This window comes from Acidicapsa borealis, from assembly GCF_059115245.1.
The window spans coordinates 3,486,132-3,509,407 of record NZ_JCACNY010000001.1 but is presented as its reverse complement, the minus strand read 5'-3'; the positions used below and the strand labels follow the sequence as shown (position 1 = coordinate 3,509,407).

Sequence of the window (23,276 nt, the reverse complement as noted above, 5' to 3'; positions counted from 1 at the left end):
TCTTCGAAAGATTTTCAAATCAGGATGCTGGCTTCGCAGCGATTCCGCAAATCGAACGGGAAAGCTGCACAACATCGCGGCAGTATTAGGAGAAGCGCTCTCATGCTGGGATTGAATCGACGGGCACTACGGGGAATCGCAATGGCAGGTTTACTCGGGTGGCTTGGATTGAGCGGAGCGCAACGCACCAGCGCGCAGACCGACCATGATCGGCTCTGGCAGGCGTACGCCGGCCGCTTCATCAGCGGCGACGGCCGCGTCATCGATCCGCAGGGCGAGGGGCGCACGACCTCCGAAGGCCAGAGCTACGCGATGTTCTTTTCGCTGGTGAACAACGACCGCGCCCACTTCGACAAGCTGCTGGCGTGGACCGAGAGCAACCTGGGCAAGGGCGATCTGGGCGCTCACCTGCCGTCGTGGAGCTGGGGTCAGGCAAAGGACGGCACTTGGGGCGTCCTCGACGCGAACTCGGCTTCGGACTCCGATCTGTGGATTGCCTACGATCTCATCGAGGCTGGGCACCTTTGGAACGATCAGCGATATGCCCAGCTCGGCCGCAAGATAGCCCGAATGATCGCGCACCAGGAGGTCACCACGCTTCCAGGCTTTGGACCCGCTCTGCTGCCGGGTCCAACCATTGCTTTCAAGCTCGGCCACAGCTACGTCCTGAACCCAAGCTACTCGCCAGTCTTCCTGCTGGACCGCATGGCAGCCGTTGACCCTGCCGGGCCGTGGGCTGACGTGGCGGCGATGGTGCCGGTACTCCTGCAGAAAAGCTCCAAAAACGGTTTCGCGATGGACTGGGTCTGCTACACGCCCGGCGAAGGATTCTCTCCCTGCCAGGCGAACGGGAAAAAGGCGCCCCCGCCATTGGGCAGTTATGACGCCATTCGCGTCTATCTCTGGGCAGGCATGCTGGCGAACTCGAATACGGAGAAGAGCAAGATGTTGCAGGCAGTGCCAGGCATGAACTTTTATCTGCAGCATTATCCGGCCCCGCCAGAGAAAATCAACAGCGACGGTTCAGCCCAGAGCCAGCCCGGTCCGGTAGGATTTTCCGCGGCACTCTTGCCATATTTGCAGAGTGTTTCGAACGACGCAGGGGTTGCCCAACAGATGGTGCGGCTAAAATCGCAACTCGATGAAAAATCAAATCTGTACGGACAGGGTTACGGATCGGGTCCGACGTATTACGATCAGAATCTAGCTTTGTTTGGAACCGGCTGGATGGAGAAGCGCTTTCAGTTTGGAAGCAGTGGGGAGCTACTAGTACGATGGAGTCGCTAATGCGACAGGGCCAACAACGGCGTTTACTTATGCGGGTGGTCGCGGCGGTGTTGTGCCTCGCGATGCCGGCAGCGAGTTCGGCTCCCGCTTTCGGGCAGGTGCCGAAGCAGAGTGACGCGGAAAAAACGCTGATCCAGAAGGCGCAAGCACTGGAGAATCGCGGCCGTCCCGACATCGCAGTCCAGGTCTGGCAGCAGATCCTGGCCGCCGATCCGAACAATCAGCTCGCCCTTCAAGGGGTCGCCAGGGATTACCGGCTCAGCGGCAACTCGTCCGCCTCCGATGCGGCTCTGGACAAGCTCCGCAAGATCAACCCCAGCGACCCAAACATCAGTCGCATTCAAGGCTTATCGAGCAATAAGACCCGCGACGTGCGGTTGGGACAGGCCGGAGCGCTGGCCAAGGCGGGCAATCCGGAAGCAGCAATGAGGATTTATCGCGAGTACTATGGCGACCATCCGCCGGACGGCGACATTGCGCTGGCCTACTACGAAACGCTCTATGCCACTCCGAACGGCAAACAGGAAGCACTGAACGCAATGCGTGCCGGAGCCGCTCGGAATCCGGGCGATCCCCGGTTCATCGTGACCCTGGGCCGGATGCTCACCTACGACGCAAAGACCCGCGCCGAGGGCATCAAGATTCTGCGCGAGCACTCGGACAATTCCGACGCCCAGAACGCGCTACGCCAGGCCTTGATCTGGGATTCTGCCAACCCCACTTCCGCCGCCGAGTTGCGCGAGTATCTCAAGTCGCATCCTCGTGACACAGAGCTCGAAGACAGGCTGAAGGCCAACGAAGGCAAGCTGGCCGAGATGAACGCAGGCATTGCGCGGACTCCGGCAGAAAAGGCAGCATTTGCCGCGTTGAATGCGCACCGTCTGCAGGAAGCAGAAGAACGCTTCCAGGCCATGCTCGCCGACGATGACAAGGATGCACGTGCCGCTGCTGGCATGGGCTTTCTGCGCATGCAGCAGAACAATTTCGGCGAGGCCATCACTTACCTCGTCCGCGCCGAGCAGAACGGCTTCCGCGATCACTCGGTGGTCGAAGGGCTGGCGACTTCGCGATTCTGGTACACCATGGGCGAGGCTTCGCTCAGCTTCGATGTCAACCAGCTCGATGTAGCTGCGGAGAAGTACAAGGCGGCTTTGGAGATGCGTCCGCGTAGCCCCGAGGCGCTGAACGGCTTGGCCGGTGTGTACTCGAAGAACCAGCAATGGGCGGAAGCAGCCGACCTCTATACGCAGATGCTCAAGGTTCAACCCGGCAATCAGGATGCCTGGCGCGGCTTATTCCTCTCCTACGCGAGAAACCATCAGAACCAGCAGGCTCTTGCGCTGATGCAGCGGTTTCCGGCCGGGGTTAAGTCCAAGTTGAACAGCGACCCGGATTATTTGCAGACACTGGCAAGCATCTATCAGGCCAAGGGCGATGATGCTTCGGCCCAGAAGGTGCTGGCTCAGGCGCTGGCTCTCCCGTTCCCCGACGACGGTTCCACGCTCAAGGCTGGAACCCGTCTCCAGTACGCCGGAATCCTGATGCAGGCCAAGCGCTACGATCAGGCCGCGGAACTCTACAAGCAGGTGCTCAGCGACGATACCAGCAGCCTTCCCGCGTGGATGGGACTGGTCACCGCAGAGCATCAGCTTGAACAAGACCGCGACGCAATTGCATTGGTCGAAAAGATGCCGCCCGACACGTACGAGGCCGCATTGACCGACGTTGGATTCCTGACGATGCTCGGTTCCATCTACCAGCAGTCGAACCAGCTCGAAATCGCACAAGGCCTGCTGGAGCGCGCAGCCAAGCTGCAGGCGCAGGCCGGCGGCCAGCCCGCCCTCGGCGCTCAGATTCAGCTGGCTTCGATCTATCTGCAACAGAATGACGCCGCCCGGGCCTACGCCCTCTATCACCAGATTCTCGAAGCGCATCCAGACAACCTCGACGCCTGGCGCGGCCTGATTGGAACTATGCAGCAGACCCATCGCGATGCCGAGGCGCTGCAGGAGATCAAGCTGATCCCTCCAGCCATTCGCAAGCAGCTCGAGAACGATGTGCAGTTCGAGCAGAGTGAGGCAAGCCTCTACGCCGGAGCGGGAGACACGGTCAACGCCATCGCGCTCTTCAACCGCGTCGAAAAGCACTACGCGCAGCTGCAGCAGACGCCTCCAGCCGACGTCGAGATTCAGAACGCCTATCTGCTCTACAACACCTTCAACGACAGGGCGCTCTATCCCGCGCTCATGAAGCTGGGCGCTCGCGAAGACCTGACCAATGCGCAGCGCGAGACGATCCAGGGCCTCTGGGCCAACTGGAGTGTGCGGCGTTCCGCGGTAGCCTTCGAAAACGGCAACAACCAGCGGGCCATCGACATTCTCGATGCCGCAGCGCAGGCCTTCCCGGACAATGTTGGTGTGCGCAAGGCAGTCGCCGGTGGATATCTCAAGGCTGGCAAGACAAAAGAGTCGTTGGCAATCTTCAAAGAAGTAGACTTCCAGGACGCAACCGCCGGAGATTTCCAGGGAGCCATCGCCGCCGCTCTTGCCGCAAACGACAAGGCGCAGGCCGAAACATGGCTGCGGCAGGCGCTCGACAGGTATCCGCGCGACGCCGCGATCCTGGCGGAAGCAGCGCGTTTCGAGCAGGCCCGCGGAGACAATGCGCGTGCCGCCGACTACTGGCGCGCTTCCCTGGCGGCCATGCCCGAAGTGACCCCGGCAAACCGGCTCGCGCACCAGTTGATGAATCCGGAGCCGGTCAAGCCGAACAGCCGGGCGGCCACCCCGAATGACCTGGCGAACCTACTGAATCCTGACGCGGAGCCGGTCTCGAAGACGGGCAGGACGAATCTGCCTCCACTGCCGAGCTACGGTGCGGATCCATATAATCCCGGTTCGCCGGTAGTGCTCGCGCCGAACCAGACAAATTCCTCCCGGGGTATCACTCCGGGACGCGCCCCCGTCTATCCGGTACCAACGACCACGACCACTCCAGTCCCTTCATCGGAGCTCGTGCAGCCGAACACGCCCATCCCGCCCTACACTCCGCAGTCCTCGAATCGCTCGACGAAAACTCCTGGCGTCAAGCCGAGCGCTGCCGGAAAACCGACAGGCGTGAGTCAAAAACGGGACACAGGAACAGGAACCTTTTCGGGACGGATGCACCTGCCCCAAAGCGGCGATACCGTTTCTTCGATCGACACAGGTTCGCAATCGAACGGGTCACAGGTATCTCAGGCAGGCCAGCCTGCGCCGCTCCCGGCATTGCCTGCTCCAAGACCGCTCCAGGCGCAGCAGCCCTCGTACCCGCAACAGGTTCCCCCGACCTACCAGCGGACAACTCCACCGCAGAACTCTCTGCCAGCTCAATCCCAGGCGACCCTCCCCCCGCCCCGGAATGTTCCCGACGCATCAGCAACCACTGGATTACGGCTCTCTTTCGAGCCCATGAATCCAGCGGCTTCGCGCGCGCAGGCAATGCTCGCAGGGGAGACAGATGGGCAACTGGCGCTGAACTATGCCGCCAACCCAATCCACAACCTGCCGAATGCAACACTCCAATCCTCGGCATACACCGGCGGCACAGCGGACGTAAATTCGACGATCAGCAACACGCAGTACACGCCTTCCGCACAGGACGCGGCGGCGGGCGCATACTCGGCCCAGAAACCCGGCCAGGCGCCCCCGCAGCCTATCGTGCAGCAGCCCGCCCTTTTGCCTGCTCCGCCCGTGCCGCAGCAGCCCCAAACTCCCGCGCCGAAGCTGACAGGAAACAAGACCTCGAAGCGGCGCAAAGCGAAAGCGGCGAGTGGCACAGAGCTCCCAACCCTGGTAACAGCGCCAGGCCAGCAGCAACAGCAGCAGCCTACCCCGCAACTTCCAGTAACGGACGCTCCCACGCAGGGAACGCAGCAGACGACCGGTGCCGGTCTGTCTGATCAGGAGCTGCAGGAGCGCAATCTTCCTCCGCTGCGCGGGCCCTGGTCGCGTGCCGCACACCGTGCGCCCGAAGTATTGAGCCCCAGGGATGAAGCAGAGATGCAGCTTCGCCAGATTGAGGGTGGTTACAGCGGTTGGCTCGGCGGCACTGGCGTTATCGCGCATCGTACCGGCGCAGCCGGGTACGACGGACTCAATTCGCTCGATGCGTCCTTTGAAGCATCGGCTCCTCTCGGCACCAAGGCACGGCTCACCATCATTGCGCGTCCGGTCTTTCTGGATTCAGGGCAGGCAGACGGCAATGCGGTTGTCACGCTCACCACGGGCATCGTGCCAGAGCCCTTCGGTACGGGCGACGGCACGACGGGCGGCGCCAACGATCCCTCGGTCAATCCTCCCGCACAGCAGAACGCAGCCGGTATCGGCGGCGAGGCCCAGTTGGCGATCGGCAATTTTGCGATTGCCGGTGGCTACACACCTTACGGCTTTCTGGTTTCGAACTGGACAGGCCGTGTGGCATGGCGGCCGGGAAAAGGGCCGTTCACGTTCAACTTCAGCCGAGACTCGGTAAAAGACACGCAGCTATCCTATGCCGGTCTCCGCGATCCCTACTCCGCAACCTCCTTCTACCCCGGTAATGTCTGGGGAGGCGTAGTCGCAAACTCCGGCAATCTGCAATTCGCCAAGGGCGATCTGAACTCCGGCTTCTACGCCGGCGCGGGCGGGCAGTACATTACCGGCTATAACGTGCTGTCCAATCAGCGCATCGACGGGTCGATGGGTGCGTATTTCCGCGTCTACACCATGCCTGAATACGGCACACTGAACGTCGGCGCCAACTTCTTCGGCATGCACTACAAGACGAACCTGCAGGGATTCACTTACGGCATGGGCGGCTACTTCAGTCCGCAGGCCTACTTCCTGGCCAATATTCCAATCACTTGGAACGGCCACTACATGACCCGCTGGCACTACAACATCCTCGGCAGCTTCGGCGTACAGGCCTTCGAGACGAACTCCGAGACCATCTTCCCGTTAACCAAGGTCAATCCGATCGGAACCCCGGCACTGCCGGCCCTGACCAGCGTTGGACCAAACTACGATCTGCGCGGGCAGGTTGCATACGCCATCAGCGACCACTGGTTCGTCGGCGGATTTGCAAGTGCGAACAACTCACGCAACTATACGACCGTGAATGCCGGTTTCTCCGTGCGCTATCTGTTTCGGTCGCAGCCCTCGACAGTGGCAGGCCCGACCGGCCTCTTCCAGACGGACGATGCCCACGCGCTGCGCCCGCTGACGGTGCCGTAGGCTCTGAGGCTTATCCCTTACGAATCGGCTTCTGCATCGGAACAACCTGAACCGTTACATCGCGGACTTCGGCGAGGAAACGGTTCAGGACCGAGCCGCGCAGCAAAATATCCCAGCGCGAGCGGACAGACTGCCCGAAGACCACATGCGTAATGCTCTCCTGCTGGGCAAAGCGGATGAGCGCATCGGCAATGTTCTTATCGTTCAGCGTAATAATCTGCGCTCCGAGGTCCTTGGCCATGCGCTGCGTGTCCTGCAGGCGCTGAAAAGCCTCCGGATCGCCATGTCCCTTGTCGTGTTTTGGGCTGTCGACGTAGACCGCGTACCAGTTGGTAGCAAGACGGCCGGCGATGCGCGAGCCAACGCGCACCAGCTTTTCCGTACCCGGCCGCGTCGACAGGCAGACCATCACCTTCTCCGGCGTGGCTGCCTGCTCGAGTCCCTGGTTGCGCCTGTATTGCGCCGCCTGGGAACCGACCTGCTCCGCCGTCGTGCGCAGAGCGAGCTCCCGCAGCATATTCAGGTTGCCCTTGCGGAAGAAGTTTGCAAGGGACTGCTCAACCTTGTCCGGAGCATAGATCTTGCCCTGGCGCAGCCGTCCGCGCAACTCATCCACGGTGACATCGACGTTCACCACTTCATCGGCGCGCTTGAGCACGCTGTCCGGGACCGTTTCGCGAATGGTCGTATTGGCAGAGCGGGCAACGGCGTCGTTCAGCGTTTCTAAGTGCTGGATGTTGACCGCTGTGAGCACATTTATGCCCGCGGCGAGCAACTCCATCACATCTTCATAGCGCTTGCGATTCCGGCTTCCCGGAACATTGGAGTGCGCCAGCTCATCGACGATGACGGTATGCGGCCTGCGTGCCAGAATCGCATCCACATCCATCTCCTTGAGCTGGACGGTGCGGTAGGGAATCTGGCGCAGCGGGATCATTTCCAGGTCGCGAATCTGCGCCTCGGTCTCCTTGCGGCCATGCGTTTCCACCAGACCGATAACCACATCGACGCCCTGCTCGCGAAGCAGGTGAGCGTCGTTGAGCATATGAAACGTCTTGCCGACACCAGGAGCCGCGCCGATATAGATGCGCAGGCGGGCGGGTTCCGGGGTCCGTTCGGGAGCGCGTTCGCTGCCGGGGTCAAGCTGCTGCAAATCAGGAGGTGTGGTGCTCATGGTTTAGCCGACCTCGACCGGGTGCCGGCCGGCTTCGACCGTGGCGATGGGTAAAGTAAATCGGAACGTAGCCCCGTGTCCAAGGCGGCTCTCAACCGAGATCTGCCCCCCGAGCGATTCGATGAGGCGCCGGGAAAGCGCAAGGCCCAGCCCGGAGCCACCATCCGAAAAGGAGCTGAAGCGGTCGAAGATCCGCGGAAGCCGGTCAGCAGCAATACCTTTGCCGGAGTCATGCACAGTGAATTGGATAAAACCCTTGCGTTCCTCCGCTTCAAGCATGACTTCGCTGCCCGCCGGGCTGTAGCGAAGCGCATTCGTAAGCAGATTATCGAGAATTGTCCGCACTGCGCGGCGGTCGGCCTGAATGTACGAAAGGTCGGCAAAGGCATGAACCTCAACGCGAATGCCCCGCGAACATGCCAAATCCGTCATGCGGTTCCGCGCTTCTGTCAGTTCGACAAATGGGCGCAGTCGCTCGATCTGCGGCTCGCGCTTGCCGCTGTCGAGCTCGGCCACTTCAATCAGGTCGCCCATCAGGTCGTCCAGCTTCTGAGCCTCCTGCGTGGCGCCCGTCACCAGCTCAGCCTGCAGCGGGCGCAGTTCGCCGGCAAAGCCCATGGTGAGCGCGTACAGCCCCCGCCGCAGCTGCAGCAGCGGATCACGCAGCTTGGCCGAAGCGACGGCAATAAACTGTGTCTTGAAGCGGTCCGTGTCCTGCAGGGAAGTCACATCTTCAAGCGTCGTCACAGCGCCAAGCAGGCGGCCGTCGGAGTCCCGCATCGGCGTGGTGCGCAGCCGGTAACTCTGCTCGCGCTCACCAATCCGCATCGGCAGCATGGCAGCTTCGCCTTCAGCAGCCACAGCGCGCTGCATCGACACAGCATTGCGAATCGCTTCGAGAATCTTGTCGCCGCCCGGCGTGTTGGCCAGGTTGATCAGCGCCATCCGATCGGTCGCAGCCGCGCCCAGAACCTCGGCAGCCGACTGGTTGATCTTGAGTACGTGGCCCTTGGCATCGGTCACGATAATCGGCTCGAAAATGGACTGCAGCACGGCATCCGAAAGCTGAAACTCCATCTGCCGCCGGCCGGCCTCGGTTTCGCGCAGCTCACGAAGCCGGACAGCAAGGCGGTTCATCTCGTTGGCAATGACGCCGAAGCTGTCGGGAGTCTTACCGGTACTCTTCCACTCGGTGCGATGCGCCAGGTCGCCCTGGGCGATACGGCTGATATCCCTGGAAAGCTGCTGAATCGGGCGAAGGACGAAAATCAGCGTCGCACTTGCGACCAGGATCGCAGCACCCGACAGCAGCCACAAAATCGTCGCGGCGCGGCCCTGGGCTGCGTGCAATGGCACCAGTTCGCGGTGCACCCAGACCGCAAGGGTAATCGACAGTGCCACAAGCACCGTGCATCCGAGCGTCAATCGCTGGGTCAGGTTAAGCAATTCGAGTTCTCCATTCCCTATTCTGGGGGATAGAGCATGAATCGCCAAGTCGTCGCGTCACCGTAGTTCAGCGACAGTGGCCACCGGCTGCAATTTGCACACCGCGTAGCCGCGCTCCTGGTACGGGCAATCGAGTCCCGAAGGCGCTGTTCCGTGTACGACTGTCCAGGTCACTGCGGGATATTTCCGCTGCAAATCCCGAAAGTCGGCAGGCGTAAAGTGATTCAGGCCATAGGTGGCGTTGCTCATCTGCTTCCACTCCGGCGCTAGGGCAGGGAACAGCGAAACCACTCCGCCATCCTTGTAGTAGTCCGCCAGTGCCGATCGCTCGGAAACCGCGCGAAAGCCGTGTACGTCCGTGCCTTCTTCCTCGAAATAGCGCGAGTCCACAGCAAAGACAGCATCCTTTGGCGTATTTCCGCGCACCCAGAGGAGCGCGTTCACCCAGGCATTGGAACTGGTCGAGGAAGGCCATTCCACTTGTGGACTGTGGGCGTACGTCTCCTTCGCAACAAAGAACATCCCGATCGCCAGCGGCACAGCAATCGCAGGCACCACCCAGGCTCGACGTCTGGCCAGATATTCACCCGCGATTCCACCCAGCAGGATCACAAACACAATCGTAATCAGATGGAAAGAACGCAGCGGCTGCAGCCGGGCAAACATATCGAATGCGCTGGATGAGGAGAAGACCAGCGCAACGGCGATCGAAAGCAGCCCGAACGGAATCAGCGCAAAGCTGACCCGGCGAAAGCCATCCGTAGTCCCCCGCAGGTTGCCGCGCCAGAACCAGGCAAGAATCGCCAGCGGAGCAAGCATGCCGATCCAGTGATACCAGCTCCAGTTATAGAGAAAATAGTAATCTCGTGAGTAAAGTGCTTCCCGGTATGGCTCCGTTGCGGGCGTAAGGTGGAAGCCCGTGGGAAGCGCACCGGCCAGAAAGGTGAGGGAAGCCATCACCGGGACTGGCTCTTCCACCCGCGCCTTTTTCCGCTCCGACAGCCAGATGACGCCTGTCAGGAATACCAGGTAAACCACCATCTGGGGATGCACCGCCGCCGTGACGAGTGTGGCAACGCTGACGCGCGCATATTTCCGTTCGAGAAAGCTGGCCAGGGCAAAAAGCGTCAGAGGTGTCGAAAGCGACCGGGCCGTGAGGTAAGGATCGATCAGCAGCAGACCCGTATTGGTGGCGGGCATGGTCAGCACAGCAGTTGCAATGATCACGGCGCTCCATCGCGCCCGAGGAGACTTGAAACAGGCTGCAGCCAGCATCCAGCAGGAAGCAAGCATGGCGAACAGCGTTGCAACATACCAGCCGAGGATCGTCCAGTCCATCGGCAAATGGGTCAACTTCGCAGTCCAGGCCAGTATGGGGCTGAACAAAGACATATGTCCATGGGAGAGAAAGAACTCGGTCGCATACGGATACAGTTCCGGATGCACCAGCCGTTTCGCTGCTGGAATATAAATTTCGCCGTCTTCGACGCCTAAGTGATATCCGTGAATGGCCAGCGCAGCACCTGTGAGGGCGGCAAGGCGCAAAAACGGGAAGCGCCCACTGGGGCTCACCCTCATATGTACTCCTGATCTATCGAAATTGTCTCACTCCCAGGGCACATTGAAGGAAGCAGATTCCAAAGGAATTTTGATCCGCCTTCTAGGGATGCGATTTTGGGAAAAGGCTCGCTATCCACGGAAGATCAACAAACAAAAGAAGGGCGAATGCAGCAATGCATAATCCCAGCGCCAACATCAGTTTCGGCTCACGATACAGCTTTTCGGGATTTTGAACCGCGCTCTCATGGCGAAACGACAAACCGAAGTAGATAGCCATCAGCCACGCTACGAGAGGAAAGGCCACAATCAGTTCCATGCGGTAGCGCATGATGAAAGCACCAAAGAACAGCATGGACGTCGCCGCATAGAAGACCACCGAATTCAACAACGACTCCTGGCGGTAATAGCGAAACGACCTGCGATAGCTCGCCGCAACGCTGTGGTCATCGATCTGGCGAAACTCGCTGAACCGCTTGAGCGCCATAAAGTAAGCCCCCAGCATCCAGTACGAGAGCAGCAGCGAAAGCGGTGGCAGTAGCGCCGCCGTCACGATGTACCAACCGAAGCAGAACCGCAACGGATTGTTGATCGATTCGCTCAGAACGTCGATGTAAGGCAGGTCTTTGCTGCGCACCGGCGGAATGTTGTAGATGCAGCCCATCACCCAGAGCGCGATCGCGCTGAGCAGAAATCCGCGGGAAAGAGTGCTCGCCAGTGCCAGCCCGGCGGCCATCATCGCAATCCACTGCGCATAACCCCAGCCGAAGTGCACAAGTCCGCGCGCTGCAGGGCGGTTCCACTTGGTCGGGTGCAGGCGGTCGAATGGTGCGTCCAGCATCTCGTTCAACACGTAATTGCTGCATGCGATCAGAGTGGCCGAGATCAACCCGATGCCAATGCGCAGGATGAGCGGCCAGCTTAACCGTTCTCCGGTAAGGGCCATCGCCAGGATGATGCCTGGAAGGATGAAGATCTGCTTGACGCTGTGGTCAATGCGCGCGATCCGGAAATGAGCCGCCAGACGGTCCCGCCAGGAGACGGGGAGCTGGCCGATCATGATGCTTTCTAGATTTACTGTCATGCAACGCTGGTCCGGCTGTTCCCTTCAAACTGGATGAGCACGTTTCAGTAAGTATAGACGGCGGTTCGGCGAGATCGTATGGATGGCGAGGGAGAAATAAGCGGTTCCTGCGCATCGGTGATCTGGCACCTCTGAACTGACATTGTCACGTCTATCCCTGTCGAACCACGCGTCTCTTCGACACAACTCGTGACAATGCCCTGCGCAAAACTCGTACTTCGTCTACACCGAATCTCTCGTAACTTCGCTCACGGGACGGCGTTGCCGGAATCTCCGGCAGCGAGCGGTTCGAGAGAATCTCCAACGCCAAACGAGTCCAGGAGATCCTTGAGCGTCACGATCCCAACAAGTTTTCCGGAATCGGCGCGGTGCACCACCGGAAGCAGAGCCAGTTGGTACTTGCTCATGCGCTCCAGGGCAAGGTAGGCCGGCTGATCGGTATGCATGTGTGGAACATTGCCCGAGTGCATCAGGCTCAGCAGTGGTCGACTCGAGTTCCCACCCGCGATCGCTTCCTCAACACTTTCACGGCTGATCAATCCACGGTATCGCGCACCCTCGACGACTGGCCACATGCGTGCGGAACCCGTGCTCATGCGTTCCAGAGCATCCGATGCCGGCATGTCTGCTGACAATACTTCCGGATTGCTCTGCATGACCTGGGCAACGGTCCTCTGCTGCCCCTCATCCCGTTCGGCGGAAGTCGGCAGATGGATGCCGTCCTGGTGAGCGAGAGCTTCGTAGATCGGTTCCTTCTGCAGACGCGATGCAATGAACAGGCTGGTCATGTTCGCAATCATCAAAGGCACAATGACCGCATAGTCATGCGTCATTTCAAAGATCATCAGCACGGAAGTCATGGGCGCCCTGACGATGCCCGCAAACAACGCACCCATACCCACCAGTGCGTAAGCGCCCGGCGCAGCGGTGTAGCCAGGCAAGTAGTGATGCGCTACAGTCCCGATGGCTCCGCCCAACATAGAACCGAGCAACAGCGACGGTCCGAAGATGCCGCCGGCGTTGCCACTCGCGTAACTGACCGTCACACCCAGGAATTTCACGACGATCAACAGCAGCATCATTTTCAAGAACATGTTGCCGTTGAGCGCGTCGCCCACGTAGGTGTAGCCGACTCCGAGAGCCTGCGGCACGAACCATCCCATCGAGCCGACCAGAATCCCGCCCACGACCGGCTGCCACCAGCGCGTTTTGGCCGGCAGCGACAGGAAAAATCCCCTGATCCGTATCAGAGTCTGTGTAAAGGCCACGGAAAGAAACCCGCCTGCAACGCCCAGCAGCGCGTAGATGGCAAACTCCAGCGGATGCACGAGAGTGTATTCGGGCACGTGAAACAGGGGATTGTTACCCAGCAGCAGGCGCAACACTGCCCACGAGGTCGCGGATGCCAGTACAACCGATCCCAGGACAGGCGCGTGAAGATCACCCATCACTTCTTCGAGGGCAAACATCACAGCGGCGAGGGGTGTGTTGAAGGCCGCAGCGATCGCTGCCGCCGCGCCTACCGGAATCAGAGCCTTTACTTTTTCCGGACTCAGGCCCAGCCAGCGGCCGAGCACCGATCCGATGCCTGCGCCTACCTGGACGGACGGCCCTTCGCGGCCTAGCGGAATGCCGCTGGCCAGGGTCGCCGCGGTGCAGCCAAATTTGCCAAGCACAGTGCGCAGGGAAATGAAGCCGTTATGCGCGAAGAGAGCAGCCTTGGTCTGTGGCACGCCGCTGCCGCGGGCGTTCGGGAAGTACCTGTACAGCAGATATCCCATTGCCAGCGAGCCAATGATCGGAGTCAAAAGGCGGCGCAGGGCAGCCGCATCGCCGACCGGAAAGAGCCGTGTCCCCAGGCGCTCTGTCACCAGGATGAACGCGACCACGGCAAGTCCAGTCAAGGCGCCGATGACGAGTGAGAGGACGAGGAAGACACGTTCTTCCCGCTTTAGCAGGTCTGAAACCCAGCGAAGACGCCGATCACTCCGCCATTTTCTCTGATATTGATTTTCTGTAGAAGCGACCAAAGACATGTTTTTAGTCTACTCGCTCATTTTATTCAGGATGAGATCGAGATGACACGCAGGCCAGAAACTAGATCGCGGGCATCAGCATGCGCAGCAGCAGGAACCCGGCTACTCCCGCGAAGAAGACTAGAGCCATGCGGATGCCGGGCTCGCGGTTGACCTCGGGTACCAGGTCGGTGGCAGCTACGTAGAGGGCTACTCCGGCGGAGACGGGCAGGCCGTAGCGAACCATCTGCGGGGCGAGGCCGATGACGAGGACTCCGATGAGCGTGGCGGCAGCGAGTGCTATTGCGGAGTAGAGTGCGGTGCGGCTGCTGCGTCCGCTGGCGAGCATGACGGAGGCCATGGTGAAGCCTTCTGGGACTTTGTGCAGGAAGATGGCGGTGAAGATCAGCCAGCCGAGCAGGGAATTGATGGCGAAGCCGGAGCCGATGGCGACTCCGTCAAAGAGCGCGTGAACCGCGAGGCCGATGAGGACCGAGTAGCTGGTGTGTTGCGAGATGAATTCGCCGTGGTGGGTTTCCTTGCCGAAGTGGAAGTGAGCGTTGATGGTGTGTTCGAGGAAGTGGACGGCGGAGTAGCCGGCCATGACCAGCACTGGCGCGAGCTTCGCGTCCTGCTTGAGGCTCTCGGGCAGCATTTCGAGGACGGTTGTGGCCATGAGGAAGCCGGCGCCGAGTGCGACGAAGTAGCGCAGGTAGCGCTGGATGCCTTCGGCCCGGACCAGCACGAGGCCACCGGCCACGTCCGCGAGGGCTGCTGCTGTTCCGAGGAGTAGAGAGAGCTTTAGCATTCGTCAGGATACTACGGCTGGCTCTCTTGCCCTGTCCCGCGAGATTGGCCGGAGCTTATTCGATGTTGCGAACGGCCCTGGCGATTGCTGAAAATGCTCCCAAGATATATCTAGTGGGGGGGAGGGGTATTTATTTTTTGTATCTTCAACGGAATCAGGGAGATCGGGGCGGTTTTTGGTGCGTTTTGATGCACTTTTGTGCACTTTTCTTGTGCGCACCGTGTGTGCGGCCCGAGGGCTACTTTTCATCTGGAATGAGTTTACGCTTCTGGGGAATAAATATACGCAACTGCGCTCAAGAAAATTTCAGGTGCGCTGAGGTGCGTGGATGCTATCGATTTGCGATTTTTGCGGGGGCTGAAGCCCTACTCTCGACTTGACAGTTTTCGGCCCGGCTGAAGCCATGCCCTTTTGCGAAGCTTTGTTTATCGGAGAAGACGAGGTGTGGTGGGCGGTTGCCGATGAATCAACTGAATCGCGCTATTCGGGTGAGAATCGAGAAGATTTCGATGACGTGACTCGGCAAGAGTCTCGAACTGATCCTAGTGCGATGTCACGTACGGTGCGCGAGATCGTGCCTTGGGATTTAGACCATCTTACGATCCGAGCCACCATCAGTATGGAAGCCAAAGCGTCAGAGAAAGGCTAAACGATTCTGCTACGTATATAAAATCGTCCTAAGCGTGCATTATTGTCATTTTCTGACGCAATCCCATTCGAATCCGCATGTAAAAGCTGCATTGGACACTCAATTCTGATGGTAGACTAGCCAAAAAATTAAGGAATAACCAATGTGCCCGAAGGACCTTTTGAATCGCTGTCATACAACGCTGCTGACAGGCGACGTGCAAGGGGCTATGGAATCCCTCGTAGTCGGGCTGTCAGAGGTTCGCTCCTCGTTAAACTCAACAGAATGGGACACCGTAATCCAAACTGTTTGCAGGAAACACCCCATCTTCGATGACCTACTGAGGGATCCCTTTACTAATAGAAGCTTCAACAAGCCGCGCGGTTACTCAGGGGACGCTGTAATGCTGGATATGATCTACGATTTAGGAGCCGACGGACGTAATCAGGATCAGCTTGGCAAATCTATTCATACCTACACCGCTGGCGCGGGAATATCTCCACGGGCTGTTCGCCACAGGCGTTCAGTAATTGCTAAAAATGTGGACGAAATATGTAGAGCAAGAAAAATGCCTCGCATCCTTTCAATCGCTTCTGGACATCTGCGCGAGGTCGAATTATCCGACGTATTCGCCGAAGGATATGATGGCGAATGGGTTGCTATCGACCAAGATGAACAAAGTCTAGATGAGTGTGCTCGATCCTACAGTCATCGTTCTGTAAGAGTGGTGAAGGGCTCAGTCAGGCAGCTTCTCGCTAAGAAGTTTTCGTTAGGCGAATTCGACTTTGTTTACGCGGCTGGACTGTTCGATTATCTGAAGGCCCCCGTTGCTGAAGCGTTGGTAGCTCGAATGTTCGAGATGCTACGACCCGGGGGTAAGCTTCTCATCGCCAATTTTCTCTCAGGTTTTTTGGACGCGGGTTACATGGAAGCATTCATGGATTGGAAGTTGATCTATCGAACTGAGCCCGAGATGAAAATGCTTCTAAGCGTTCTTAATCCCAACTCGGTTGCTGGTAGAGAAACCTTCATTGACCCAATGAAAGCCATAGTTTACGCCACAGCGAATAAAGCAACCGTCTAGTATCGTTGCAGAAGAGATAATCGTTCATACCCTATTGAAGTTGAATCAGCCTGTCGCAGTGCAGTTAAGCATGGCTCAATCGCACATAGAACCGTTTGCCTCGCTCCAACGGAAACAACGACTCCAACAATCAATCTTCTACCGTTTTCGGAAACGTGGCCTCCCCGCTCCGGTTACTTCGCAACAATGGATACAAGTAATGTGTAGGACTCAAATGTGAGGTGTTGATTGTTACGACAAGGGAAACAGCAGATTCCCTTCGGGAATGACAACAAGAAAGGCAAAGGCAACGACAGGCCGCATTCGCCACTCCCACCTTAACCGCATCTGCTCGCCCCAACTACTAAGACCTGTTGGTTGGGGGCCCGGATTGCGTCGGCAAAGGTGAGGCACCCGGTGGACTGCTTGCGGGAATGAAGGCCAGAAAGACAGATGCTAACGGGGACGGGGAGCTTCTACTGCGACTGACGGCTCGGGGCCGTCGAGGCCCCTCGTCGGTGTTCTTGTTTGGGCTGGATTCAGTGGCCTGAACGCCACTGCTCCCTCCGGTTCGTGCTTTGCATGGCGAGGGTGCATCTGTGGGTTGAGGAGTACAGCAAGTGCAGCAGCAGATTCTCTTCAGGAATGACAGAAAGAAGAGCAAAGGCAACGACGGGCGGGCATTTGTTACTCCCACCTTAAGCGCCCAACCACCCCAGCGGCGAGAACCTGCAGTTGGGGGCCTGGATTGCCACCGGCTTCTACCACGCCGCCTCGCATCCTCGGCAACGACGCTGCGTGGCAAATCAGCGCGTCGTGTATCTTTTATGCGATGGATTTCTACCCGGACAAACCGGCAAGTAGGCAAGTGGCCGGTTTGTCCTCGGTAAAGCCTCTGACCAAATATATTTGGAGTCATATGCCCTGCCGTGAACAGCTGCAGTCATCTCTCGAGGCATGTCTTACGCGCGATTCTGTACTACTACAGTCAATTTTCGCGGAGCTGCGATCCACGGCCGCATGGTGAATCATCAGGCACTCACCGTCGGTTGCAGACTTCTCTTCCAGTCCAAAAGTAACTGCAGAGGTCCTTCATGAGAGTCATTCCGTCTACCCTTCGCCGCCTCCTGATATCGCTCCTGCTGTCACCTTCTGCAGCGCTGCTGTTTGGTGAAAAGCCTGTCATCGATTCGATTGATCCTCCTGACTGGTTCATCCAGCTCCCCAATCCCATGCTGCTGGTCCATGGAACCGGACTCGACCATGCCAAGTTATCCATCCAGGCGCATGGAGTCGAAGTTGAGCGCACCCAGGTTTCACCTAACGGTCACTGGGCTTTCCTTTGGCTCAAGACCGCGGCAGCCGAGGCGCAGACGATTGAAATCGTGGCGGCCAATGGAGAGGGTCGCGCCGCACATCCATTTCTGCTGAAGCCACGCACTGAACCGGCGGACGCCCATCGTGGATTCGATCCCAGCGACGTGATTTATCTGGTCATGACAGACCGCTTCGCGGATGGCGATCCTTCCAACAACCGGCCCGCTTCCAGTCCTAACGGCTATGACCGCACGAAGGCGCGCGGCTGGCATGGGGGCGACTTTGCCGGCATCAGGCAGCATATTGACTACCTGCAGTCTCTTGGCGTCACCGCGCTCTGGACCACGCCGGTGTACGACAACGGCGCCATGCCAGAGTCGTATCACGGTTACGCAGCCACGAACTACTACGCGGTCGATCCGCATTTCGGCACCTTGGAGGAGTATAAGAAGCTTTCCGCTTCTCTTCATGCTCACGGCATCAAGCTGATCATCGACCTGGTTCCCAACCACATTGGCGTACAGCATCCATGGGTGCTCGATCCACCGGCGCCGGACTGGTTTCACGGTACCTTGGCCAATCATCCCAAACTCGGTGGACCGAACTTCGACTACGATCGCGACATCTACAACCTGATTGATCCGCACGCTCCGGCCGCCAGTAAAACTCCCATCACCGACAGCTGGTTCACCGATGCTATGCCCGATATGAATCAGGAGAACCCGCTGGTATCGCAATACCTGATTCAGAACGCGCTGTGGTGGGTCGAAACCGCACAGCTGGACGCGATCCGACTCGACACGTTCCATTGGGTCGGCCGCCCCTTCTGGCACGACTACCACGCCGCACTGCATGCGGCCTTTCCGCATCTGACCACGGTGGGCGAAGTGCTGTATCAAGATCCCGTCCTTACCTCCTTCTTCGCCGGTGGCAGAGAGCATGAGGGAATTGATACCGGTCTTGACACGCCGTTTGACTACCCGGTCTTCTTCGCGGTTCGAGACGTTCTGGCCCATGACAAACCCATGACGGAGCTGAGCGCGATCCTTCGTCAAGACTCGCTTTACCCTCACCCGGATCGCCTCGTCCATTTCTTTGGCAACCACGACCAGACGCGTTTCTTCACCGAAGCTCATGGCTCGTTGCCTCGCCTCAAAGAGGCGTTGGGGCTGATGGCCACTCTTCGCGGCGCGGCGGAACTCTACTCTGGTGACGAAATCGCCATGCCTGGCGGAGAAGATCCTGACAACCGTGGGGATTTTCCGGGTGGTTTTCCTGCCAATGGAATTGACGCGCCGCCGTCTGCTTTTTCGGCCTCCACGCGTACTCCGGATCAGCAGTCTACGTTTGCCTGGACCTCTGCTCTGCTGGCCGCTCGCAAGAGTCATCCTGTTCTGCAAGGCGCCGCCCAGCAGGATCTTTTCGCGGATGACACCGCGATGGTATTCGCGCGTACCGCCAGCCTCAAAGGATGCAATCCCAGCGTGCCGGAAGATGCGGTTCTGGCTGTGGTTAACAAGAGCTTGTCCCCACGTACTCTGACTATCTCAACATTCGCCACGGCACTGGCTGGCTGCGGCCGATTTGAGCCGCTGGCGCCGGCCGATGGCGGCCAAGCCAAACTGGAAGATGGAAGGCTTGAAGTGATCGTACCCGCGGATTCCTTCACACTGTTCTCCGTTCGCTGAGATGCATCGGCAGATCGAAAAAGGAGTTGCCAACGGCAAAACGACGCGGGCGACTTGTCGCGAAGGCGGCATCAGGATCCCGAAACAATCTCGAATATGATTCGTCGTCTCCTACGAATCGACGGCAGGTTGGTGCCAGAGTGTTTGCCAGTTTCAGCGAATCGAACTGCGCAACATTCGACACGATGAAGGCGTGAGATTGAATCTGTGGGGTTGGGAATTGTGACCAGTGCAAGAGCAGATTCCCTTCGGGAATGACAACAAGAAAGGTAAAGACAACGACAGGCGCGCATGTGGGGCCGGTGAACAAGACGACGTTGATCAGGGCTCACTTTGTTTGCCCTGGCACGGGGGCGGCGATTCGGGTTTATGACTGTCTTGTGGCGTCATAGGAGCCTGGGGGCTCACGGAACGGTTCGACCTCGATTCGCTCGTAGCGCACTTCGAGTACTGTGAGGGGTTCTTTGCCGCCTGGGGCTTCGAGAAGGACGGTGTCGCCTTCCGATGACCGCATGAGCGCGCGGCCCAGGGGCGATTGCCAGCTGACGTGGTTGCGGTCGAGGTCGACCTCGTCGGTTCCAACGATGCTGACCTGTCGTTCCTCTCCGGCGGCATTGGCGTAGAGCACGGTTGCGCCGAAGTATGCCTTGGTGGCGCGCAGGCCGGATCTTGGAGCTTCCGGATCCACTACTTCCGCCGCTTCGATCCGCTTGGAGAGAAAGCGGATGCGGCCATCGATCTGGCGCAGGCGGCGTTTGGCGTATTGATAGTCGGCGTTTTCACTGCGATCGCCATTGCTGGCGGCCCAGCCTACCACCTCGGTCACTGCGGGGCGGTCCTTCGTGAGGAGAAACTGGTGTTCCTGCTTCAGGCGCTCGAGTCCGCCGGGTGTGATGTAGTTCTTGACCGGTACTGCTGGCGAGTCATCCTGGGGTCTTCTGGTATAGCCTTTTCGCATTTCGTTATTATCCCAGCATCCATTCAAGCAGCTTCTCTCAATGAAGGCGGATAACGGCTCTGAGACTTTTTAGCCGGGTGCTCGTTGTATCAATCCCGGGTAAGGGCTGTCGCTATGTGTTCAAGACATTCCGTGGCGATTAGCCTGTAGTGAGCTTTGTGGCGTGAGCGGACAAGGGGAATCGTAACTGAGTCGCAGAATGCTAAATCCACTGCGCCCAGAGTGATGGGGGTTTCCCTGGTGACCAATTTCTCTTTCAGGGTATGGTGGCTTCCAAGTTCAGGGGCGAGGAAACTTCGAGCCGTCTTCAGCAAGCTCTCACTCACCGATACGACTGCGATAACCGACGCACTCTGTAGTTTGCGGATGAGATCGACCTGCTCGTCCGCGCGAGAATAGACTACCCCGATCGCTGGCCAAAATGGCGATACGAATGGCTTCATCTCTTCAACAAGGTGATTTGCGACCAGCACCTGAGCGCCGATGGCCAGACCTGGTTCTGTTGTGAGTTCCTCAGGGGAGCAGCCCTCCGAGGACCAACCCAATCGCTCGCGAACTTCTGCTTCCAGGATTTTTCTTAGACCCGGCTCCTGCTCTACGACGAGAACGTGATCCGGTGGCTGAGCCAAGAGGTGTTCACGGACGCGTTGTCTCAGTGCCTGCAAGGTGTAGCCCATCTTTCTGGCACGTTCGATGCTGTCATTGATCAGTTCATCAAGATCATGCGGCAGGCCCAGTGGCGAGCCCGATCCTGTCCTTACTACCAGTCGAGATCCATGACGGCGGGTGAGCCAACCTCGGCGAACGAGGTCCTGGTAGGCTTCGCTCACCGTGTTGTGATGCACATCGCTTTGTCGTGCCAGCGCGCGAACGCTAGGAAGTTCCTGGCCAGCACGAAGCTGGGCAGTAGTAATGAGGAACACTATCTGCTCAGCGAGCTGTTGCCGTAGAGGAACCTCACTTTTTTTACTCAGTACAATCTTCATCGGGCCTGCCTCGGGTCTTCCGTCTCGATATGCCAAGGGAGCGGAAGGTTACATATACAGATAGGTGCTCTCCAGTTGAATGGATGGAACTGACGCTGTGACAGTCTGCGAAACTGTCACCTCCCCGGTGTTTCCGATGACACCGTTCTCCTAGCCTCAGTGCATCGCATCTTCGCGATCGAGGAGATAGCATGTTCCCATTCTTGATAATCGTCGCCGCTACGCTGTTGTTCTTCGTCATCGAAAGGATTCTTCCAGGCCGAGAATTGCCGGAAGTACCTGGATGGTATGCCAGGGCAGCCTTTCTTAATCTTTGCCAGATAGGAATAGTTTTATTGGCAGGGATCGCGTGGAATCGCTGGCTGCAGTCTTGGTCTCTCTTTCACATTTCAAAATCGATCCCATCGATACTGCAAGGATTTATTGGTTGGTTTCTTGGTACGTTCATTTTCTACTGGTGGCACCGTGCGCGGCATGAATGCAAATTTCTGTGGCAAGTCTGTCATCAAGTTCACCATAGTCCGGCGAGGATTGAACTGTTAACGGCATTCTACAAGCACCCCATTGAGATAGCCGCCGACTCCATGATTGCGAGCGCGATGATGTTCTCGTTGCTTGGAGCGTCTCCTGCTGCGGGGGCTTGGTTCAATGTGTTCGCCGTACTAGGTGAGTATTTCTATCACAGTAACCTTCGCACTCCGCACTGGGTCGGATACGTACTACAGAGGCCTGAGCATCATTCGGTCCATCATCAATTGGACGTCCACGGGTTCAATTACGGAGACATCACTTTGTGGGATCGTTTGTTTGGCACGTTTCGAGAGGCAGATGCCTTCGCTCCACAATGTGGGTTCCCTGACGCGCATGAGCGGAACCTGGGAGGGATGCTGGCCTTTCGAGATGAATATTGAAAGATTCTAGCGGCCGCTTGCAACGTCAGACCATGCCCCTGAAGCGATAAGCACAGTTGCCGGAGAAATGGGTGGAAAACGGTGCTTCATGAAACTTGGTCTGACGCCTGCTCCATTCGCTGAATTCTTGTCGCAACAGCATAGGCAATGGATGGGAGAGTGCATCTGTGGAGTTGAGGATTACAACAAGGGCAACAGCAGATTCCCTTCGGGAATGACAACAAGTAAGACCGATGCAACGGTCTCAGCAACTGCTGGAACAGCTGGTGGGTCGGGCAGTTGCGGCAACGCGTGGTTTTTTGTGCGAGGAGGGTACAAACAAAATGCTAAATTTTCCGAAGCTCATCCGCCATGAGCTTTCCTATTTGGTTGTTGATGAGCCATGCTGAAGAGCGCTTAAAATAAGCGGCGATGTTGGTGGCCAGGTAGGGGGCCCATGCGGGCTTGCTTTCATCTCGTTCCAGCGCAAAGCGCGCCAAGGCGTATCCGAACTGTTCCTCTGTGAGATATCCCTGCCGGTTAGTCGACCAGCCCTGAGAATTGGTATCGGTGAACTGCTGGAAGCGAAAGGCGGAGTTAGCCGTAAAAACTCCGAAGCCGAGGAATACTGTCAGGAGATCGTTGAGTGGTTCCATGTCCGGCTCGCGGGGATCGACCACGCCGGGACGTAGGAGGATCATGTGGCCTAATTCATGGGCTATTGTGGCGACGAGTGACATCGGGTCTTTGAGTTGTGCTTTGTTGAAGGAAAGGCGAGGTTTGCTCGTAGGGTCGTGATGATAAAGTCCAGCTGCGCCATTGGATCTACCGGAGTAGAAGGGCATGAGGCTTTTTATCGTCTCGCCTTCGGATTGAAAGAGTGTGATTTCAATTTCGCTGGCATCGACGTCCATCGCGTCGGCAACGCGGACGAAGATTCGTTCGAGAGATTCTTCGGAACGATCGTAGGGGTCGGGGAAGTGATCGGCGTTTGGCAATGCGACCACTCCTTGCAACATGCGTTCATAGCCGAGAAGACTGGCCAGACGAACAAAGCTGCTATCGATCCATTTCTGTTCCTCTGCGGAGACGGGCAGCTTTGGCTTCAGGAGTCCGAACATTT

Annotated in this window: 15 protein-coding genes; 6 read left to right on the top strand and 9 right to left on the bottom strand. The window is 58.2% G+C overall.

The window, feature by feature from the left end; genetic code table 11:
- Positions 1-141: 141 nt before the first annotated feature.
- Positions 142-1,287, top strand: coding sequence for a cellulose synthase complex periplasmic endoglucanase BcsZ (gene bcsZ / locus AC5S27_RS14410; RefSeq protein ID WP_493935262.1), 1,146 nt, complete (start codon positions 142-144; stop codon positions 1,285-1,287).
- Positions 1,287-6,539: a cellulose synthase subunit BcsC-related outer membrane protein gene (locus AC5S27_RS14405; RefSeq protein ID WP_493935261.1), complete on the top strand. Its 5,253-nt coding sequence runs from the start codon at positions 1,287-1,289 to the stop codon at positions 6,537-6,539. The genes bcsZ and AC5S27_RS14405 overlap by 1 nt, the downstream gene beginning before the upstream one ends.
- 10 nt (positions 6,540-6,549) lie before the next feature.
- Here AC5S27_RS14405 and AC5S27_RS14400 read toward each other — a convergent pair whose 3' ends face one another.
- From AC5S27_RS14400 to AC5S27_RS14375, 6 genes are all read right to left on the bottom strand, one after another.
- Entirely contained in the window at positions 6,550-7,713 is a 1,164-nt protein-coding gene (locus AC5S27_RS14400) for a universal stress protein (protein WP_493935260.1), read from the bottom strand.
- Between the two features lie 3 nt (positions 7,714-7,716).
- Positions 7,717-9,159: a sensor histidine kinase gene (locus tag AC5S27_RS14395; RefSeq protein WP_493935259.1), complete on the bottom strand. Its 1,443-nt coding sequence runs from the start codon at positions 9,157-9,159 to the stop codon at positions 7,717-7,719.
- 57 nt (positions 9,160-9,216) lie between these two features.
- Entirely contained in the window at positions 9,217-10,737 is a 1,521-nt protein-coding gene (locus AC5S27_RS14390) for a hypothetical protein (protein ID WP_493935258.1), read from the bottom strand.
- A gap of 82 nt (positions 10,738-10,819) precedes the next feature.
- Positions 10,820-11,800 (bottom strand): UbiA family prenyltransferase, encoded by a 981-nt coding sequence (locus AC5S27_RS14385; RefSeq protein ID WP_493935257.1) that lies wholly within the window; start codon positions 11,798-11,800, stop codon positions 10,820-10,822.
- A 248-nt stretch (positions 11,801-12,048) separates the two neighbouring features.
- Positions 12,049-13,836: a chloride channel protein gene (locus AC5S27_RS14380; protein ID WP_493935256.1), complete on the bottom strand. Its 1,788-nt coding sequence runs from the start codon at positions 13,834-13,836 to the stop codon at positions 12,049-12,051.
- Between the two features lie 61 nt (positions 13,837-13,897).
- Positions 13,898-14,623 carry a ZIP family metal transporter gene (locus tag AC5S27_RS14375; protein ID WP_493935255.1) on the bottom strand — a complete coding sequence of 242 codons (726 nt, stop codon included), beginning with the start codon at positions 14,621-14,623 and terminating at the stop codon, positions 13,898-13,900.
- A gap of 376 nt (positions 14,624-14,999) precedes the next feature.
- On the opposite strand from AC5S27_RS14375, the gene AC5S27_RS14370 reads away from it, so the two are divergent.
- From AC5S27_RS14370 to AC5S27_RS14360, 3 genes are all read left to right on the top strand, one after another.
- Positions 15,000-15,272: a hypothetical protein gene (locus AC5S27_RS14370; protein WP_493935254.1), complete on the top strand. Its 273-nt coding sequence runs from the start codon at positions 15,000-15,002 to the stop codon at positions 15,270-15,272.
- 382 nt (positions 15,273-15,654) lie between these two features.
- On the top strand, positions 15,655-16,335 hold the full coding sequence (locus AC5S27_RS14365; protein ID WP_493935253.1) for a class I SAM-dependent methyltransferase: 681 nt from the start codon (positions 15,655-15,657) through the stop codon (positions 16,333-16,335).
- A 1,073-nt stretch (positions 16,336-17,408) separates the two neighbouring features.
- Positions 17,409-19,319, top strand: coding sequence for an alpha-amylase family glycosyl hydrolase (locus AC5S27_RS14360; RefSeq protein WP_493935252.1), 1,911 nt, complete (start codon positions 17,409-17,411; stop codon positions 19,317-19,319).
- 367 nt (positions 19,320-19,686) lie between these two features.
- Here the strand turns inward: AC5S27_RS14360 and greB are convergent, their stop codons facing one another.
- Together greB and AC5S27_RS14350 are read right to left on the bottom strand one after the other, a co-directional pair.
- A complete protein-coding gene (gene greB / locus AC5S27_RS14355) occupies positions 19,687-20,277 on the bottom strand; it encodes a transcription elongation factor GreB (protein ID WP_493935251.1) in 591 nt (196 codons plus the stop codon).
- An 89-nt stretch (positions 20,278-20,366) separates the two neighbouring features.
- Positions 20,367-21,263: a GntR family transcriptional regulator gene (locus tag AC5S27_RS14350; RefSeq protein ID WP_493935250.1), complete on the bottom strand. Its 897-nt coding sequence runs from the start codon at positions 21,261-21,263 to the stop codon at positions 20,367-20,369.
- Between the two features lie 191 nt (positions 21,264-21,454).
- Here AC5S27_RS14350 and AC5S27_RS14345 point away from each other — a divergent pair, with 191 nt between their 5' ends.
- On the top strand, positions 21,455-22,174 hold the full coding sequence (locus AC5S27_RS14345) for a sterol desaturase family protein (protein WP_493935249.1): 720 nt from the start codon (positions 21,455-21,457) through the stop codon (positions 22,172-22,174).
- Between the two features lie 326 nt (positions 22,175-22,500).
- On the opposite strand, the gene AC5S27_RS14340 is transcribed toward AC5S27_RS14345, so the two are convergent.
- Positions 22,501-23,274 (bottom strand): hypothetical protein, encoded by a 774-nt coding sequence (locus AC5S27_RS14340; protein ID WP_493935248.1) that lies wholly within the window; start codon positions 23,272-23,274, stop codon positions 22,501-22,503.
- Between the last annotated feature and the right edge of the window lie 2 nt (positions 23,275-23,276).

What these genes read in the sequence shown, in the direction of transcription:
- bcsZ (WP_493935262.1), top strand. Translation starts at nt 142, where the DNA reads ATGGCAGGTTTACTCGGGTGGCTTGGATTGAGCGGAGCGCAACGCACC.
- AC5S27_RS14405 (WP_493935261.1), top strand. Translation starts at nt 1,287, where the DNA reads ATGCGACAGGGCCAACAACGGCGTTTACTTATGCGGGTGGTCGCGGCG.
- AC5S27_RS14400 (WP_493935260.1), bottom strand. Translation starts at nt 7,713, where the DNA reads ATGAGCACCACACCTCCTGATTTGCAGCAGCTTGACCCCGGCAGCGAA.
- AC5S27_RS14390 (WP_493935258.1), bottom strand. Translation starts at nt 10,737, where the DNA reads ATGAGGGTGAGCCCCAGTGGGCGCTTCCCGTTTTTGCGCCTTGCCGCC.
- AC5S27_RS14385 (WP_493935257.1), bottom strand. Translation starts at nt 11,800, where the DNA reads ATGACAGTAAATCTAGAAAGCATCATGATCGGCCAGCTCCCCGTCTCC.
- AC5S27_RS14380 (WP_493935256.1), bottom strand. Translation starts at nt 13,836, where the DNA reads ATGTCTTTGGTCGCTTCTACAGAAAATCAATATCAGAGAAAATGGCGG.
- AC5S27_RS14375 (WP_493935255.1), bottom strand. Translation starts at nt 14,623, where the DNA reads ATGCTAAAGCTCTCTCTACTCCTCGGAACAGCAGCAGCCCTCGCGGAC.
- AC5S27_RS14365 (WP_493935253.1), top strand. Translation starts at nt 15,655, where the DNA reads ATGCTGGATATGATCTACGATTTAGGAGCCGACGGACGTAATCAGGAT.
- AC5S27_RS14360 (WP_493935252.1), top strand. Translation starts at nt 17,409, where the DNA reads ATGAGAGTCATTCCGTCTACCCTTCGCCGCCTCCTGATATCGCTCCTG.
- greB (WP_493935251.1), bottom strand. Translation starts at nt 20,277, where the DNA reads ATGCGAAAAGGCTATACCAGAAGACCCCAGGATGACTCGCCAGCAGTA.
- AC5S27_RS14350 (WP_493935250.1), bottom strand. Translation starts at nt 21,263, where the DNA reads ATGAAGATTGTACTGAGTAAAAAAAGTGAGGTTCCTCTACGGCAACAG.
- AC5S27_RS14345 (WP_493935249.1), top strand. Translation starts at nt 21,455, where the DNA reads ATGTTCCCATTCTTGATAATCGTCGCCGCTACGCTGTTGTTCTTCGTC.
- AC5S27_RS14340 (WP_493935248.1), bottom strand. Translation starts at nt 23,274, where the DNA reads ATGTTCGGACTCCTGAAGCCAAAGCTGCCCGTCTCCGCAGAGGAACAG.